This window comes from Stenotrophomonas sp. ZAC14D2_NAIMI4_6 (assembly GCF_003086875.1).
Lineage (GTDB): Bacteria > Pseudomonadota > Gammaproteobacteria > Xanthomonadales > Xanthomonadaceae > Stenotrophomonas.
The window spans coordinates 231756-247514 of sequence record NZ_CP025996.1 but is presented as its reverse complement, the minus strand read 5'-3'; the positions used below and the strand labels follow the sequence as shown (position 1 = coordinate 247514).

The 15759-nt window shown below is 67.1% G+C and carries 13 protein-coding genes; 4 read left to right on the top strand and 9 right to left on the bottom strand.

Annotated features, from left to right (window positions below; translation table 11 throughout):
- Positions 1–49 precede the first annotated feature (49 nt).
- The gene (locus C1933_RS01020; protein ID WP_108751829.1) at positions 50–358 is read left to right on the top strand and encodes an NHLP-related RiPP peptide; all 309 of its coding nucleotides are present in this window, start codon (positions 50–52) and stop codon (positions 356–358) included.
- Here C1933_RS01020 and C1933_RS01015 read toward each other — a convergent pair.
- From C1933_RS01015 to aceB, 4 genes are all read right to left on the bottom strand, one after another.
- Entirely contained in the window at positions 312–2849 is a 2538-nt protein-coding gene (locus C1933_RS01015) for a putative peptide modification system cyclase (protein WP_108751828.1), read from the bottom strand. The two genes, C1933_RS01020 and C1933_RS01015, sit on opposite strands and share 47 nt — an antisense overlap.
- Before the next feature lie 15 nt (positions 2850–2864).
- Positions 2865–3905 carry a GGDEF domain-containing protein gene (locus C1933_RS01010; RefSeq protein WP_108751827.1) on the bottom strand — a complete coding sequence of 347 codons (1041 nt, stop codon included), beginning with the start codon at positions 3903–3905 and terminating at the stop codon, positions 2865–2867.
- Positions 3906–4198: 293 nt separating this feature from the next.
- Positions 4199–5500: an isocitrate lyase gene (aceA, locus tag C1933_RS01005; RefSeq protein WP_108748104.1), complete on the bottom strand. Its 1302-nt coding sequence runs from the start codon at positions 5498–5500 to the stop codon at positions 4199–4201.
- A gap of 70 nt (positions 5501–5570) precedes the next feature.
- Complete coding sequence (gene aceB, locus C1933_RS01000) at positions 5571–7193, bottom strand: malate synthase A (RefSeq protein WP_108751826.1); 1623 nt, start codon at positions 7191–7193, stop codon at positions 5571–5573.
- Positions 7194–7303: 110 nt separating this feature from the next.
- On the opposite strand from aceB, the gene C1933_RS00995 reads away from it, so the two are divergent.
- On the top strand, positions 7304–8272 hold the full coding sequence (locus C1933_RS00995) for a LysR family transcriptional regulator (protein WP_108748102.1): 969 nt from the start codon (positions 7304–7306) through the stop codon (positions 8270–8272).
- A gap of 130 nt (positions 8273–8402) precedes the next feature.
- Entirely contained in the window at positions 8403–9311 is a 909-nt protein-coding gene (locus tag C1933_RS00990) for a LysR family transcriptional regulator (RefSeq protein WP_108751825.1), read from the top strand.
- A 286-nt stretch (positions 9312–9597) separates the two neighbouring features.
- On the opposite strand, the gene C1933_RS00985 is transcribed toward C1933_RS00990, so the two are convergent.
- The 5 genes from C1933_RS00985 to arfB all read right to left on the bottom strand — a co-directional run bounded on the left by C1933_RS00985 (position 9598) and on the right by arfB (position 15041).
- Positions 9598–10854 (bottom strand): MFS transporter, encoded by a 1257-nt coding sequence (locus C1933_RS00985; protein WP_108751824.1) that lies wholly within the window; start codon positions 10852–10854, stop codon positions 9598–9600.
- A 120-nt stretch (positions 10855–10974) separates the two neighbouring features.
- Entirely contained in the window at positions 10975–11601 is a 627-nt protein-coding gene (gene lepB / locus C1933_RS00980; RefSeq protein ID WP_108751823.1) for a signal peptidase I, read from the bottom strand.
- A 133-nt stretch (positions 11602–11734) separates the two neighbouring features.
- A complete protein-coding gene (dcp, locus tag C1933_RS00975) occupies positions 11735–13891 on the bottom strand; it encodes a peptidyl-dipeptidase Dcp (protein WP_108751822.1) in 2157 nt (718 codons plus the stop codon).
- 111 nt (positions 13892–14002) lie between these two features.
- Positions 14003–14563 (bottom strand): lysophospholipid acyltransferase family protein, encoded by a 561-nt coding sequence (locus C1933_RS00970; RefSeq protein ID WP_233614934.1) that lies wholly within the window; start codon positions 14561–14563, stop codon positions 14003–14005.
- Between the two features lie 46 nt (positions 14564–14609).
- Positions 14610–15041, bottom strand: coding sequence for an alternative ribosome rescue aminoacyl-tRNA hydrolase ArfB (gene arfB / locus C1933_RS00965; RefSeq protein WP_108748096.1), 432 nt, complete (start codon positions 15039–15041; stop codon positions 14610–14612).
- 134 nt (positions 15042–15175) lie between these two features.
- Between arfB and C1933_RS00960 the strand changes: the two genes are divergently transcribed.
- Positions 15176–15703, top strand: a complete 528-nt coding sequence (locus tag C1933_RS00960; protein ID WP_108751821.1) for a DUF2059 domain-containing protein — start codon at positions 15176–15178, stop codon at positions 15701–15703.
- Positions 15704–15759 lie beyond the last annotated feature (56 nt).

Genomic DNA, 15759 nt, shown 5'->3' with positions numbered 1-15759 from the left:
GCATCATGCAACTGCCATCGCGCTTTTTCCCAGAACCAGAGGCCGTAGAATGACCCCCGATCTTCCCCTGCTCTCCCCCGAGCAAGCGCTGCAGCTGCTCGACCTGCTGTCCAGCGACGACGCGTTCCGAGCTGTTTTCCATGAAACCCCGGCCAAGGCGCTGGGCGCGATTGCACCCGATGTTGCCGAGGCGTGCAAGGATTGCAGCACCCAGGGCCCACTGGCCAGCAAGGAGGAGTTTGCCCAGGCGCGCGACCGCTTGGTGGAACGCCTCACCGCCGATGCAGTGTTCCGCGTGCCCCACTGCTTCGTCAGTGGCGAGATTGACGCGCAGCTGCGGCACCCGCCGGCACCGTAAGGGATGCGTTCTGCTGCGCCGAGGCCCAGGTGCGGGCCCGGCGCAGTTCGCTGGTGTTGACCAGCTGCATCACGTAGGACCCCGCACTTTCCGCATAGGCACGGCCTGCATTGGCCAGCAGCCACTGGCGTGCTTCCGGCTCGCCCGGGTCGTGCTCGGCCGCCAGTGCTTGCCAGCGCACAACGCGCGCCTGGAACAGTTCAGTACCATCCAACAGAGGCTGCAGACGGGCAAGGGCTTCTGCCGCATGCCCCTGCAGGCGGTCGGCGTTGGCCTCGACCAAGGTCACCATCTGCCGACTCCGCAGGTCGCCGACCGAATCGGACAGTTCCTTCAGGACAGGCAATAGATCGCCTGCCACCTGTGCATGGTCTGCCCGCTGCGCGCCATAGGCCGCCGCTGCGGCCAGAAACATCCATTCGGCGCGATCCTGTCCCTTGGTCGCCTTGACGCGGGCCAGCAGTCCGCGAGTGACGCGATCAAAAGCCGAAGCGTCCGCTGGACGACCGCTTTCGGTAGCCAGCAGCAGCGCCTGGAGCTCGAACATCTGGCAGGCCAGCACGCTTTCTCCGCAGGCCTTCAGCGCGCGCTTGTTGGCGGCGGCGGCACGCGCGGCGTGGCCGGCATCGACCGCCACGGCAACGCCTTCCAAGCCGTTGCCAAACCCCCGATCGGGTTCGCCGTCGATCATTCGCTGGGCACCGGCGAGGTCACCTGACGCTGCCGTGGCCGCAACGAGGTGGCGGTTGCTGGTCCATCGCCCCAACCTGGCGGATACGCGGTAGCTTTCCAATGCACCGGCATAGTTGTTCTGGGCAAGCTGCGCGCGGCCGACATCCTGCCATGCGATGGACTGCAGGGGATTGGCGGCAACGGTGGCCTTCCTGGCCGACGCTTCGGATTCGGGATAGCGCCCCAGGGTCTGCATGGCCCAGGCGTAGTTCGCGTGGGCACCGTGATAATCCGGATACAGATCAGCCAGCAGCTTCCATTTGGCGGACACCTCCTCGAGGCGGCCATCTTCCAGCTCGGTACGCCATGCATCCAGATACAGGCGATCACGGCCGGGAAGGCGGGCACGGATGCCACCGGCACGGTTCAGCATGCGCCGGGCGTTGTCCAGATCACCGCGGGCGACATAGACCCGCATCTGCCCCAGATAAGCGAAGGCGAACAGGGGATCGAAGCGCGATGCCTGCTCGAAGAAGCGCAGCGCTTCGTTGTAATGGCCATCGCCGTAGGCCTGCAGGCCTATCGCATAGGCGTGCAGTGCATCCAGATCACTGGTGGCCACCTGCGGCAGCGGCAGCGACGTCTGCGAAACCTGCTTCATGGCCTCGCCCAGCTCGTTGCGCAGGGCCACCGTGACCGCATCAGTGGAGGCAAACAGCGATTCCATCCCCCGCTGCTCGGCATGCGTGGTCCACACCACCTTGCCGGTGGTGGGATCGATCAGCTGCGCAGTCACCCGCAAGCGACCATGCAGCTCTTCCACACGCGGCACCACGACCGCACGTGCGCCTTCACGCAGCGCGACTTCCACTGCAGCCTGCGTGTCCAGCAGGCCACGCTCCTGGCGCATCCGCTCCAACGTGTCCTGCACCTTCATGTTGCTGAGCACATTGACGTACCGGGACTGCTCCAGGCTGATGCGGAAGGCCTGTTCGAAGCCATCGTCCAGCAACATGTTGCCGGACAGGTTCTGTACGTCCGCCAGCACGATCCATTCGCGTTCGGCGAAAGCGATGGCAGGCGCGGGTCGCAACAGCGACCAGCCGATGAAAGCCAACACCAGCGCCGCTACGGCATTCATCGCCATAGGCAGGGGTCTGCGCCACCACGCAATCGAGCGGCGCGCCTTGCCGTGGCTGCGAGGCCTGCGGAATTCGGCCTCACCCGGCACGCCGACCTCGAACACTTCCTGTTCGCTGGCGATGCCCTTGAAGCGCCAGCGACCATGTGATTTCCACTGAAGACTCTGTCCTCGGCTGCCCAGCTCGCCGGCGCTGCGCCGGACCGTCGACTCGGCCGACGCCGATACCAGGATCTGCCCAGGGCGGGCCAGCTGCATGAGCCGCGCGGCCATGGGCTTGGCCAGCCCCTCGACCTCGACCGGCTTGGCACCGTGGGCCACGGCCTCGGCACTGTTGTTCCAGAGGATGACTTCGCCCACGTTCAAGCCCGCGCGGGCACGGAGGCTGACATTGCGCGCGGTGCCAAGCACGGCCAGTTCACTCTGGTAGTCAAGTGCGAACCCCAGTGCGTCGATCGGGCGTTCGAACAGCAGGAACAGGCCATCGGACCGATCGATCAGGCGTCCGTTCCAGGTCTGCTGAAGCCGCAGCACCAAGCGGTCATGGTCCTGGAAAAGTTCTGCGGCTGCACTGTCACCTATACGTTCAACCAGGGTAAGTGAGTCGCAGAGATCGGTGAAGAGCAACGCGCGCAGCTGCGGGCTGTGCGGGGTCGACGTTCCGGTGTCGCCGTTCATCACCTGGGTCTCCGCTCATTGTACGTCCGGGCCGTGGGCCCATCGCAGGCAGTTTCCGCCGGCGCGCTTTGCTTCGTAAAGCGCCCGATCGGCACCGGCATACCACTCGCTCCAGTCGGCCTCAGGTACCAGCATGCTGACGCCAATGCTGGCCAGGCTGACGTGCGGGGTGCCGTGGCCGCGTTCCAGCAGGCCGTGCACGGCGCTGAGGATGAACTCGGCGGCGTGCTGGGCGGCCTCGCGGTCGGCGCGGCGCAGGATCAGGCAGAACTCATCGCCGCCCAGGCGGCAGGCCAGATCGTGCTCGCCGGCCATTGAACGCAGGATGTTGCCCATGCTCTGCAGCACGCGGTCGCCGGCCTGGTGGCCATGGCGGTCGTTGATCTGCTTGAAGTGGTCGCAGTCGATCAGCAGCAGCGCCTGCGGCGGGCCGTCGGGGTGCGCGCGCGATTCCTTCAGGTACAGGGTCAGGCCGCGGCGGTTGTGCAGTCCGGTCAGTTCATCGGTACGCACCAGCTCGCGGGTATGGGTGAGCTGGTGGGTGGTGATGTACAGGTTGTCCAGCGCGGTTTCCAGGTCGTGGTTGCGCCGCCGCAGCTGGCTGATCAGGGCCTGTTCGTTGGCCAGCACGCGCATGATCGTGCGGCGCAGGAACTGCGCCACCAGACCGGGATCGGCATCGACCAGGCGCTGGAACGCATCCGGGCCCAGTTCCAGCACCGTGCAGTCGCTCATCGCGCGGGCGCCGGCGCTGCGGGCGTGGTTGCCCATCAGCAGGCCCAGTTCACCGAAGAACTCGTGGCGGCCCAGGGTCTTCACCAGCAGGTCTTCGCCGAAGTCCAGTTCAATCTGGCCTTCCAGGATGACGTACATGCTCTGGCCGGGGTGCCCGCGCAGGAACAACCACTGGCCGGCCGGCAGCGGGCGCGGCTGGGCAAACTGCGCGAACAGGGCCACTTCAGCGTCGGAAAGCACGGCATGCGTCATCCCGGCCATCGCCGCTGTGGCGATACCGGATGTCATGTCTGATGTCTCGGCTGAACCCCTGCCGGTCATTCCCTGCCGCCAGCGTCCCCTGGTGAGCAGCGGAGCATAGCACCGCTTGAAACTGTGCGCCGCTTCTCATTTTGCGTCAAATCGCCGCAGATCCCGGTGGGTTACCCCGCGCAGCGCCTATTCAGCTGACGCAGTGCTCACTTCGCTTACAACAACGCCGGCAGGTCCCCCGACCTGCCGGCGTCGTCTGGCCCTTCCCTGGCCACCCTGATCGGGGGTCGTAGGCCGGGGCCGGCCGGATTGCGTCAGTTGAGCAAGCTCGACTCTACGGACCGGGGCCGGCGGGATTCGGCTCAGGCCGCGCGTTCGCTGCGCCCGCCGTGGAACTGTTCTTCCTCGGTCGAACCGGTCAGCGCGGTGGTCGAGGACTGCCCCTGCTGGATCGCCTGGGTCACCGCATCGAAATACCCAGTGCCCACTTCGCGCTGGTGCTTCACGGCGGTGAAACCACGCTCGGCGGCTTCGAATTCGGCCTCCTGCAGTTCCACGAAGGCGCTCATCTGGCGGCGCGCGTAGCCGTGGGCCAGGTTGAACATGCCGTAGTTCAGCGCGTGGAAGCCGGCCAGGGTGATGAACTGGAACTTGTAGCCATAGCTGCCCAGCTCGCGCTGGAACTTGGCGATGGTGGCGTCGTCCAGGTTCTTCTTCCAGTTGAAGCTGGGCGAGCAGTTGTAGGCCAGCAGCTTGCCGGGGAACTTCGCGTGGATCGCTTCGGCGAATTTCCGTGCGAATTCCAGGTCCGGCTTGCCGGTCTCGCACCACACCAGATCAGCGTAGGGGGCGTAGGCCAGGCCGCGGCTGATCGCCTGGTCCAGACCGTTGCGGGTCTTGTAGAAGCCTTCCACGGTGCGCTCGCCGGTGGTGAACGGGCGGTCGTTGGCATCGATGTCGCTGGTCAGCAGATCGGCCGCTTCGGCATCGGTGCGCGCCACCAGCAGGGTCGGCACGCCCAGCACGTCGGCGGCCAGGCGCGCGGCGTTGAGCTTCTCGATCGCCTCGCGGGTCGGCACCAGCACCTTGCCGCCCATGTGCCCGCACTTCTTCACCGACGCCAGCTGGTCTTCGAAGTGCACGCCCGCCGCACCGGCTTCAATCATCGCCTTCATCAGCTCGAAGGCATTGAGCACGCCGCCGAAACCGGCCTCGGCGTCGGCCACGATGGGCTGCAGGAAATCGATCTCGTCCTTGCCTTCGGCATGGTGCAACTGGTCGGCGCGCAGCAGGGTGTTGTTGATGCGCTTGACCACCGCCGGCACCGAATCGGCCGGGTACAGCGACTGGTCCGGGTACATCTGCCCGGCCAGGTTGGCATCGGCGGCCACCTGCCAGCCCGACAGATAGATCGCCTTCAGCCCGGCCTTGACCTGCTGCATGGCCTGGTTGCCGGTCAGCGCGCCCAGCGCATTGACGAACTCACGCTCGTGCAGCGACGCCCACAGCTTTTCCGCGCCCAGCCGGGCCAGCGAATGCTCGATATGGACCGTGCCGCGCAGGCGCACCACGTCGGCGGCGCTGTAGTTGCGCTGGATGCCTTCCCAGCGCGGGTGGGTGTCCCAGTCGTGCTGGATCTGTTCGGCAGTGGGCAGCGTGCTCATGTCTTTCTCCAGTTCGGTTCGTGCAGCGGGTGCAGCGGGGAAGGAAGCGGCGTGGGACGGCGCGCAGCGGTCAGTCGATGCGCGCGTAGGCCGGCAGGGTCAGGAAATCGGTCAGGTCGTTGCTGCGGCTCAGTTCGCCCAGCAGGGTGATGGCTTCGGCAATGCGGCTGCCGCCGGGCAGCGCACTGGTGTCGCCCAGTCGTGCCGGCAGCTGCGCCAGGGTGGTGTCGAGCAGGCCCAGGTCGATGGCGGTGCCATCGTCCAGCTGCTGCCCCGGCGTGTGCAGCCACTGCCACAGCTGGCTGCGGCTGATCTCGGCGGTGGCCGCATCTTCCATCAGGTGGTGGATCGGCACGCAGCCGTTGCCGTCCAGCCAGGCGGCCAGGTAGCGCACGCAGACTTCCACGTTGCCCTCGAAACCAGCGCGGGTGATGCTGCCCGGCGGCCGTGCAATCAGCTCGTCGCGGCCCACGCGCACGTCCTGGCGCAGCACGCTGTGCTGGTTCGGGCCCGGCATGTGTTCGTCGAAGATTGCCTGCGCCACCGGAATCAGCGCCGGGTGCGCGACCCAGGTGCCATCGTGGCCGGCGCTGACTTCGCGCAGCTTGTCGGCGCGCACGCGGGCCATGGCCTGCTCGTTGGCCGCGGCATCGTGGTTGATCGGAATCTGTGCGGCCATGCCACCCATCGCATGCGCACCGCGGCGGTGGCAGGTCTGGATCAGCAGTTCAGAATAGGCCTTCAGGAACGGCTGGGTCATGGTCACCTGGCCACGCTCGGGCAGCACCCGGTCGGCGTGGCGGCGGAAGGTCTTCAGGTAGGAGAAGATGTAATCCCAGCGCCCGCAGTTCAGGCCGACGATGCGGTCACGCAGCGCGTGCAGGATCTCGTCCATCTCGAACACGGCCGGCAGCGTTTCGATCAGCACGGTCACCTTGATCTGCCCGTGCGGCAGGCCCAGCATGCCTTCGATGTGCGACAGCGCGGTTTCCCACAGCGCGGCCTCTTCCATGCTCTGCAGCTTGGGCAGGTAGAAGTACGGGCCGCGATCCTTGGCCTGCAGCGCGCGGGCGTTGTGGAAGGCGAACACGGCCGCGTCGAACAGGCCACCGGCCAGCGGCTGGCCGTCCACGGCCACGTGCTTTTCGTCCAGGTGCCAGCCACGCGGGCGCACGATCAGCACCGCCTGTTCCTCAAAGGGGCGCAGGGTGTAGTGCTTGCCATTGGCGGCGGTGAATTGCAGATCGCCACGCACGGCGGCGGCCAGCGACTGCTGCCCGGCCAGCAGGTTGCGCCAGGTGGGCGAGGTGGAATCCTCGAAGTCGGCCATGAACACCTTCGCGCCGGAGTTCAGCGCGTTGATGACCATCTTCGGGTCGGTCGGGCCGGTGATTTCCACGCGGCGGTCCTGCAGCGCGGCCGGCAGCGGCGCCACGGTCCAGTCGCCGCTGCGGATCGCGGCGGTGTCAGCGCGGAAATCCGGCAGGCCGCCCTGGTCAAAGAACGCCTGGCGCTCACGACGGGCCTGCAGCCGCGCCTGCCGACCCGGTTCCACCGCGCGGTGCAGCGACACCAGCAGGGCCAGCAGCGGCGCCGGCAGCACGGTGTCCTGGCCGGCCACGCGGGTCGCCAGGGCGATGCCGGGGGTGGCCTTGGCCGGGGTGGAGGGAACGGCGGAAGCGACGGCGAACATGGGGCAACTCCAGCGGTGGGGGAACGCCCCCAAAGTGCCGCCGCGCCCTAGTATTTGGCAAAACAGTTTTTGCAATGCTTTACATAAAACGTGCTAATACTTGTGACGCCATGCCCACACGCAGCCCGCCAAGTCCGCGTTTTTCCTACAAATCCGACCGGCTGAAGCCGCTGCGCGCGTTCTGCCAGACGGTGCGGCTGGGCTCGGTCTCACGGGCAGCTGAGGCGCTGTTCGTCAGCCAGCCGGCCATCAGCCTGCAGTTGCAGGCGCTGGAACGCGAGCTGGGGGTGCCGCTGTTCGAGCGCAGCGGGCGGCGCCTGGTGCCCAGCCGTGAGGGCCAGCTGCTGTACGAGATGGCGCAGCCGCTGGTGGAAAGCCTGGACGGACTGGAGGCACGCTTCCGCGACAAGGTGCGCGGGATGGACGCGGGCGAACTGAACATCGCCGCCAACAGTTCCACCATCCTGTACCTGCTGCCGAAGATCGTCGAACGCTTCCGCCAGCACCATCCCGATGTGCGCCTGACCCTGCACAACGCGATCAGCGCCGACGGCACCGACCTGCTGCGCGAGGATGCGGCCGACCTGGCCATCGGTTCGATGACCGACGTGCCGGCCGACCTGACCTATGCCCCGGCCTACCGTTTCGAGCAGGTGCTGATTGCCCCGCACGACCATCCGCTGGCCAGCGGCGGCGAGCTGGAACTGGCCGACATCGCGCGCTACCCCTTGGTGTTGCCACCGAAGCGGCAGATCACCTACCGGCTGGTGGACCAGGTGTTCCAGCGCCACCGCATTGCGTACACCGTTGCGCTGGAAGTGGGCGGTTGGGAAGTGATCAAGCAGTACGTGGCGATGGGCATGGGCATTTCCATCGTGCCGGCGCTGTGCCTGCACGAAAGCGACGGCGAACGGCTAGCGGCGCGGTCGATGAAACGCTGGTTCCCGGAGCGCAGCTACGGGGTGATCGTGCGCCGGGGCAAGGCGCTGTCGGCGCAGGCGCGGGCGTTCATCGACCTGGTGCAGCCGGAGTTGTTCAGCCCGCGCGATTACGACCAGAGCGGGCATTCAGAGCGGTAGGTTCGGCTCTTGGTAGGTGTCGACCTTGGTCGACACGGTAGATCCACGCCATGCGTGGATGCGCTTGACCTACCGGGGTCAGAGCCCGCCGCTGCACGACGGGATCTGCCCCCCTGTATAGACTGAGCCCATGTCCATCGAACTTCGCCACCTGCGTTACTTCCTGGCCGTCGCCGATACGCTGCACTTCGGCCAGGCGGCCGAGCGGCTGGGCATGTCGCAACCGCCGCTCAGCCAGCAGATCCGGCAGTTGGAAGAACTGATCGGGGCGCGCCTGTTCGTGCGCAGCCATCGCCGGGTGCAGCTGACGCCTGCCGGCGAGCTGCTGCAGGAGCGCGCGCGGGCCATCGTGTTGCAGGTGGAAAGCGCGGTGGAGGAGGTGCAGCGTGCGCAGCGCGGCGAGCAGGGGGAACTGCATATCGGCCTGACCCGGGCCACGCCGCTGTCGCCGCAGATTCCACGTTCGATCCTGCATTACCGCCAGCAGTACCCGCAGGTGCGGCTGCAGCTGAGCGAGATGAACACCCTGCAGCAGATCGATGCGCTGCTGGACGGCAGCCTGGACGTGGGCATCATCCGCAAGCGCACCTTGCCGCCGGAGCTGGTGGCGCACAGCCTGTTCGTCGATCCACTGGCGCTGATCGTGCATGCCGACCACCCTGCCCTGCGCCGGCTGTCGGCCAGCGGCGCGCTGTCGCTGCGCGATTTCGCCCAGGAACCCTTCGTGGCCTTCCGCCGCAGCGCCGGTGCCGGTATCCACGACCACATGATCGCGCTGTGCGCGGCGGCGGGGTTCACCCCGCGCATCGTGCAGGAGGCGGGCGAAGCGTCGACCCTGATCAGCCTGGCCGCCGCGGGCCTCGGTGCGGCGATCCTGCCGGCGTCGTGCGATCACATCCGCGTGGAAGGCGCGCGCTTCGTGGCGCTGGCCGACGCCGGTGCGCATTCGGAAGTACAGCTGGCGTGGCGCCGCGAAGGGGTGACGCCGTTGATCCGCAATTTCGCCGGTTTGCTGCGTGGCGCATTCGCGGCGGAATGACCGCGGGCACCTTGTAGTGGTAGTGGCCAACCTTGGTTGGCCCGCGCCAGAGTGCCGACCAAGGTCGGCACCTACCAGAGCGGACGCACGCGGAACCCGCCGGGAGTTCAGGCGGTCACCGGCTGCGGGGTTGATCCGCAATTTCGCCGGCTTGCTGCGTGGGGCATTCGCGGCGTAATGAGCGCGGCACCTTGTAGTGGTAGTGGCCAACCTTGGTTGGCTCGCGCCAGAGTGCCGACCAAGGTCGGCACCTACCAGAGCGGACGCGCGCGGAACCCGGCGGGGTTCAGGCGGTCACCGGCTGCGGGGCGCGCTGCTGCAGCGCCCAGATGATGCCGCCGCCGAGCAGGGTCAACACGCCGGTGAACAGGCACACGCCCAGCCAATCCCACGCGGCGTAGGCCAGCCCGCCCACGGCGCCCAGCACGCTGCTGCCCAGGTAGTAGGCGAACAGGTACAGAGCCGAGGCTTCGGCACGCATCGAACCGGCGCGGCTGCCGACCCAGCTGCTGGCCACTGAATGCCCGCCGAAGAAACCGAAGGTGACCAGCGCGATGCCCACCGCCATGGTCGCCAGCCACGGCAGCATCAGCAGCACGATGCCGGCGCCGATCAGGCCGAAGGAAATGGTCAGGATGCGGCCCCGCCCATGCCGCATCGCCAGCTGGCCCATCCACGCCGAGCTGAAGGTTCCCACCAGGTAGACACTGAAGATCAGCCCGACCACGGTCTGGCTGAGGTGGTACGGCGGCGCCAGCAGGTGGTAGCCCAGGTAGTTGTAGAGGGTGACGAACACGCCCATCAGCACGAACGAGGTGGCGAACAGCCACGGCAGGCCTGGGTCGGCAAACAGGGTGCGCCAGCGCGACGGCAACTGGCGCAGGCCACCGCGACGGGCCTGGAAGTGCCGCGACGGCGGCAGCTGCAGCCACAGCAGCACGGTGCTGGCCACCGCAATGATCGACACCGCGCCGATGCCCCAGCGCCAGCCCCAATGATCGGCAATGATGCCGGCCAGCAGGCGCCCGCTCATGCCGCCAATGGCATTGCCGCCGATGTACAGGCCCATGGCCAGGCCCAGCGCGCGGCTGTCCATTTCCTCCACCAGGTAGGTCATGGCCACCGCCGGCACGCCGCTCAAGGCCAGGCCCAGCAGGGTGCGCAGCACCAGCATCGTGGTCCAGTCGTCCACCAGCGCGGTGCACAGCGACAGCAGCGCCGAGGCCATCAGGGCCGCGATCATCAACGGCCGTCGCCCCACCGCATCGGACAGCAGGCCGGCCAGCAGCATCGCCACCGCCAGCGTGCCGGTACTCAGCGACAGCGACATCGCGCTGCCGGCGGCCGACACGCCGAAGTGGCGGCTGAACTCGGGCAGCAGCGGCTGCACCGTGTACAGCAGGCCGAAGGTGGAAAAACCGGCCAGGAACAGCGCCACCGCGGTACGGCGGAACGCCGGGGTGCCCTGCTGGATGCGGGTGTCAGTGCCGGAATCGAGGGTACGGGGGCGGGCGCTGTCGGCCGCCGCGGTTTCGCCAGTCATGGAATCGGGTGGCCGTGGGGGCGGCCAAGATGGGGATCAGGCGGCCAGCGTAGGCCGCCTCATCCAGTCGATCCATAACCTGATAGGTCAGGATTGATATGTAGAACGTATCAATTCAGCTTACAGCCGCTGCCACTCGAAGCCGTCGCCGCGGCGGTAGTACACCGACACCGCACGCCCGTAGAGGGCATCGGCATCGACGAAACCGAAGAAGCGGCCGTCGAAGCTGTTGCCGCGGTGGTCGCCCAGCACCAGCACCTTGCCGGCCGGCACCTGCAGGTCGGCGATGTCAGGGCCACCGCCCATGTCCAGGTCCAGCTGCGCCTGGCGCGGGCCGAAGGCTTCGGTATCGGCCAGCCCGGCGATCTGCAGCGGCTGGCCGTTGATGGTCAGGTGGCCGCCGTGCAGCTGCACATGGTCACCGGCCACGGCCACCACGCGCTTGATCAATCGGGTGCCGTCGGCGGGCGAATCGAACACGGCTACTTCGCCGCGCTGCGGGGTGCCGGTGGCCAGCAGTTGCTGGTGGGTGAACGGCAGGCGCAGGCCATAGGCGCGCATGTCCACCACCACGCGGTCGCCGGGCTGCAGGGTGGGCTGCATCGAGCCGCTGGGCACCACGTAGTGGTTGGCCAGGGTGTCACGGGCGGCGGCGAGCAGGCCCAGCATCACCAGCAGCGGCAGGGCTTCTTTCTTCAGCCAGACCAGTGCGCGTTGGGAAAAGGGAGGGCGGGCAACAGCATCCATGACAGGCTCCGGGTGGGTGGTAGGTGGATCAGACCACACATCGGCGGGAGAGGTTCCCGGGTACGGCCAGTCGAGCATGGCTCGACTCTACATAATGAAAAACGGCGGGGTTGCCCCCGCCGTTTTCGCTCTCTTATTTCAGCCCGCGGAACTTCAGCAGCGGTTCCACCGACGGGTCCTTGCCGCGGAAATCGCGGTACAGGGTCGACAGTTCCACGCTGTTGCCGCGCGAGAGGATCTTGTCGCGGAACTCCTGGCCATTGGCCGCGGTCAGGCCACCGTGCTCGGTGAACCACTGGAACGCGTCGTGGTCCAGCACTTCGGCCCAGAAGTAGGCGTAGTAGCCGGCCGAATAGCCGCCGCCCCAGATGTGGTCGAAGTAGGTGGTGCGGTAGCGCGGCGGCACCTGCGGCAGGTCCACCTTGAACTTCTTCAGCGCGCTGGCTTCAAAGGCGCCCACATCCTGCAGCGGGGCATCGGCCTTCTGGGTGTGCCAGGCCAGGTCCAGCAGCGCAGCCGACAGGTATTCGGTAGTGGCGTAGCCCTGGTTGAAGCTGCGTGCCTTCAGGATCTTGTCCACCAGTTCCTGCGGCATCGGTTCGCCGGTCTTGTAGTTCTTGGCGTAGTTGGCGAACACCTTCGGGTCCAGCGCCCAGTGTTCGTTGAACTGCGAGGGGAACTCGACGAAATCGCGCGAGGTGGCGGTGCCGGCGATCGACGGGTACTTCACGTTGGAGAACATGCCGTGCAGCGCGTGGCCGAACTCATGGAACAGCGTGGTGACGTCGTCGAAGCTGAGCAGCGCCGGCTGGCCAGCGGCCGGCTTGGTGAAGTTGCAGACGTTGTAGACCACCGGCTTGGCACCGGTCAGGCCGTCCTGTTCAACGAACACGTCCATCCAGGCGCCGCCGGACTTGGTGTCACGCTTGAAGTAGTCGGTGTAGAACAGGGCCAGCGAGGTGCCGTCCTTGTCGAACACTTCGTACACCTTCATGTCCGGGTTGTAGGTCGGAATGTCGGTGCGCGGCTTGAAGGTGATGCCGTACAGCTGGGTGGCGGCGTAGAAGACGCCGTTCTGCAGCACGTTGTCCAGTTCGAAGTACGGCTTGATCTGCGATTCGTCCAGATCGTACTTGGCCTTGCGCACCTGTTCGGCGTAGAAGTCCCAATCCGAAGCGGCCAGCTTGAAGCCGCCGTTCTGCGCGTCGATCACCTTCTGGATGTCGGCCGCTTCCTCGCGCGCCTTGGCGGTGGCCGCGGGCACGGTGTCGGTCAGCAGCTTCAGCGCCGCGGCCGGGGTCTTGGCCATCTGGTCGCCCAGGTTGTAATCGGCGTAGGTGTCAAAGCCCAGCAGCTTGGCCTTCTGCGCACGCAGCTGGGCCAGGCGCTGCACGGTCTGCCGGGTGTCGTTGGCATCGCCGCGCTCGGCGCGGGTTTCCGAAGCCTTCAGCACGGCGGCGCGCTGGTCGCGATCGCTCAGCGAACCCAGCACCGGCTGCTGCGTGGTGTTCTGCAGCGGCAGCAGGAACTTGCCGTCCAGCTTGCGGGCGCTGGCGTCGTTGGCCGCGGTGTTGATCGCGTTCTCGTCCAGACCGGCCAGCTTGGCCTTGTCATCCACCACAACAGCGGCGGCGGCGGTGGCCGCGACCAGGCGGGTGTGGAACTGGGTGGACAGCGTGGTCTCTTCCACGTTCAGCTTGCGCAGGCTGGCCTTGTCAGCGTCGGACAGCTGGGCGCCAGCGCGCACCAGACCGTCGTAGTAATGCTCGACCAGGCGCTTCTGCACCGGGTCCAGTTCCAGCGTGTCGCGCTGGTCGTACAGTGACTTCACGCGCGCGAACAGCTTCGGATCGAGGTTGATCTCGTCCTGGTGCGCGGCCAGCTTCGGTGCGATCTCTTCCTGGATCTTCTGGCGCGCTTCGGTGCCATCGGCCTGGACCAGGCCGAAGAAGATGCGCGACACGCGGGTGAGGGTTTCACCGCTGCGCTCCATCGCCACCAGGGTGTTGTCGAAGGTGGCCGGCTCGGGGTTGTCGGCAATCTTGCGCACGTCGGCCAGGTGCTGGCGCATGCCTTCTTCGAAGGCCGGCAGGTAGTCGCTGTCCTTGATCTTGTCGAACTGCGGCGCCTGGAACGGCAGCGTGCTGGCGCTCAGCAGCGGGTTGGTGGAGGCATCGGCCGGCTGCTGGGCCGGGGTCTGCTGGGCTTCGGACACGGGGGTGGACTCCTTGCCGGAACAGGCCGCCAGCGCCAGGCTGATGGCGGCGGCCAGGACTACGGTACGCGACATGTAGAACGCTCCTTGGGCGGGCGGTAGGGAATGACAGCCCTCCACCCTACTCCTGTCGCGGCCGCCCGGCATGTGCCGGACGTGGCGTGTATGCGGCCGCTGCGGGGCGTTTCAGACCGTGCCGCGGGTCTTGCCCATCCACGGGCGGTAGAACTCACGGATGGCCGCCATGTCGGCCGCATCATCGCCGGTGGGGGTGAACAGCGGGCCGATGCCGATGGTCTTTTCCGGGTAATGGAAGTACGCCGCCAGGACCGGCACGTCGGCCATCCGCGCGATCTTCAGGAAACCGGCTTTCCAGTCCTTCACCGCCTTGCGGGTGCCTTCGGGGGTGATGGCGAACCACATTTTTTCGTTGTTGCGCAGCAGGTCCACGGCCTGGCCGACCGTGCCCTGCGGCGCACTGCGGTCCAGCGGGATCACCCCCAGCCGGTGCAGCAGCGGGCCCAGCGGCCACCAGAACAGCGAGGCCTTGCCCAGCACCTTCACCTTCATGCCCAGCGCGATCTTGGCCGCCATGCCCCACAGCCCGTCCCAGTTGGACGAATGCGGGGCGATGATGAAGACCAGGCGCGGAATGTCTGGCAGCGTGCCGGTCACCTTCCAGCCGCCCAGGCGCAGGGTGCAGCGCGCCAGCCAGCGCAGGAAGGCGTTGGGTTTGACCTGCGGCATGTTCGGCGGCACGGCCGGCAGCAACGGCGTCGGGTTGTTCAAGCAATCACTCCCAGTCACGTGATGAGCGCCCGCGCTTGATCTGCGCGCGCCCGCGTTTGGCGTCCAGACGACGCAGTTTCGAGCCCAGGGACGGTTTGGTGGCCTTGCGCGGCTTGGGCACGTTCAGCCCAGCCTGGATGAAGGCCGCCAGCCGCTCGCGCGCATCCTCGCGATTGCGATCCTGGGTGCGGAACCGTTGCGCATCGATGACAAGCACGCCTTCGCCGGTCATGCGCCGGTCGCGGCGCGCCAGCAGGCGCTCGCGCAGCGGCTCGGGCAACGAGGGCGAGCCGGCCACATCGAAACGCAGTTCCACCGCGGTGGACACCTTGTTGACGTTCTGCCCGCCGGCACCGCTGGCACGCACGAACCGCTCGACGATCTCGCCGTCGGGGATTTCAAGCTGCGCGCTGATGGTGACCGGTCCACTGCCCATGCGCGCATTGTAGCGGCACCGGCGCCGCCGTGGCCGCCATCGCGCGCCGTATGCCGCCGATCAGGCATCGAACACGCCGCCTTCGCCTGCGCTGCGGGTATGCTGGGCCTTCCATGTACCGCAGGAAGCTTCGCATGACCCGCCTTGTTCCCACCCTGCCCGCGCGCCTGCGCCGCGTTGCCCTGCTGCTGGCCCTGGCCGCGTGCAGCAGCCCGGTCTGGGCCGCGCCGCCGACCGACAGCGACATCAACCGCCTGCTGGCCGCCTCGCGCGCGCAGACCATGCTCGACGCGGCGCTGCCGCAGATCGAAGCGATGCAGCAGCAGCAGTTCCAGCAGGCCACCGCGCAGCGCCAACTGACCGCCCAGCAGCAGGAACAGCTGCAGCGCATCCAGGCGCGCACCAACCAGACCCTGCGCCAGGCGCTGTCGTGGCAGCAGCTGCGCCCGATGTATGTCGATCTCTACAAGAAGACCTTCAGCAAGGAAGACGTGCTGGCCATGGCCGAGTTCTACGAGAGCCCGGCCGGCCAGAGCCTGCTGGACAAGACCCCGGCACTGATGCAGAACGTGATGGTGGCCATCCAGACCCGCATGCAGCCGTTGATCACCGATCTGCAGAAGGACCTGGAAGCGATCGTGAACGAGCCGGAAAAGAAATAACGCCATCGGGGTCGGATCCCTTTCCTGACAGGAAAGGGCTCTGACCCCGGCGCTAC

Bases quoted from the DNA above. Each gene is read 5' to 3' on its own strand.
- C1933_RS01020 (WP_108751829.1), top strand. From the start codon at position 50: ATGACCCCCGATCTTCCCCTGCTCTCCCCCGAGCAAGCGCTGCAGCTG.
- C1933_RS01015 (WP_108751828.1), bottom strand. From the start codon at position 2,849: ATGAACGGCGACACCGGAACGTCGACCCCGCACAGCCCGCAGCTGCGC.
- C1933_RS01010 (WP_108751827.1), bottom strand. From the start codon at position 3,905: ATGACCGGCAGGGGTTCAGCCGAGACATCAGACATGACATCCGGTATC.
- aceA (WP_108748104.1), bottom strand. From the start codon at position 5,500: ATGAGCACGCTGCCCACTGCCGAACAGATCCAGCACGACTGGGACACC.
- aceB (WP_108751826.1), bottom strand. From the start codon at position 7,193: ATGTTCGCCGTCGCTTCCGCCGTTCCCTCCACCCCGGCCAAGGCCACC.
- C1933_RS00995 (WP_108748102.1), top strand. From the start codon at position 7,304: ATGCCCACACGCAGCCCGCCAAGTCCGCGTTTTTCCTACAAATCCGAC.
- C1933_RS00990 (WP_108751825.1), top strand. From the start codon at position 8,403: ATGTCCATCGAACTTCGCCACCTGCGTTACTTCCTGGCCGTCGCCGAT.
- C1933_RS00985 (WP_108751824.1), bottom strand. From the start codon at position 10,854: ATGACTGGCGAAACCGCGGCGGCCGACAGCGCCCGCCCCCGTACCCTC.
- lepB (WP_108751823.1), bottom strand. From the start codon at position 11,601: ATGGATGCTGTTGCCCGCCCTCCCTTTTCCCAACGCGCACTGGTCTGG.
- dcp (WP_108751822.1), bottom strand. From the start codon at position 13,891: ATGTCGCGTACCGTAGTCCTGGCCGCCGCCATCAGCCTGGCGCTGGCG.
- C1933_RS00970 (WP_233614934.1), bottom strand. From the start codon at position 14,563: ATGCCGCAGGTCAAACCCAACGCCTTCCTGCGCTGGCTGGCGCGCTGC.
- arfB (WP_108748096.1), bottom strand. From the start codon at position 15,041: ATGGGCAGTGGACCGGTCACCATCAGCGCGCAGCTTGAAATCCCCGAC.
- C1933_RS00960 (WP_108751821.1), top strand. From the start codon at position 15,176: ATGACCCGCCTTGTTCCCACCCTGCCCGCGCGCCTGCGCCGCGTTGCC.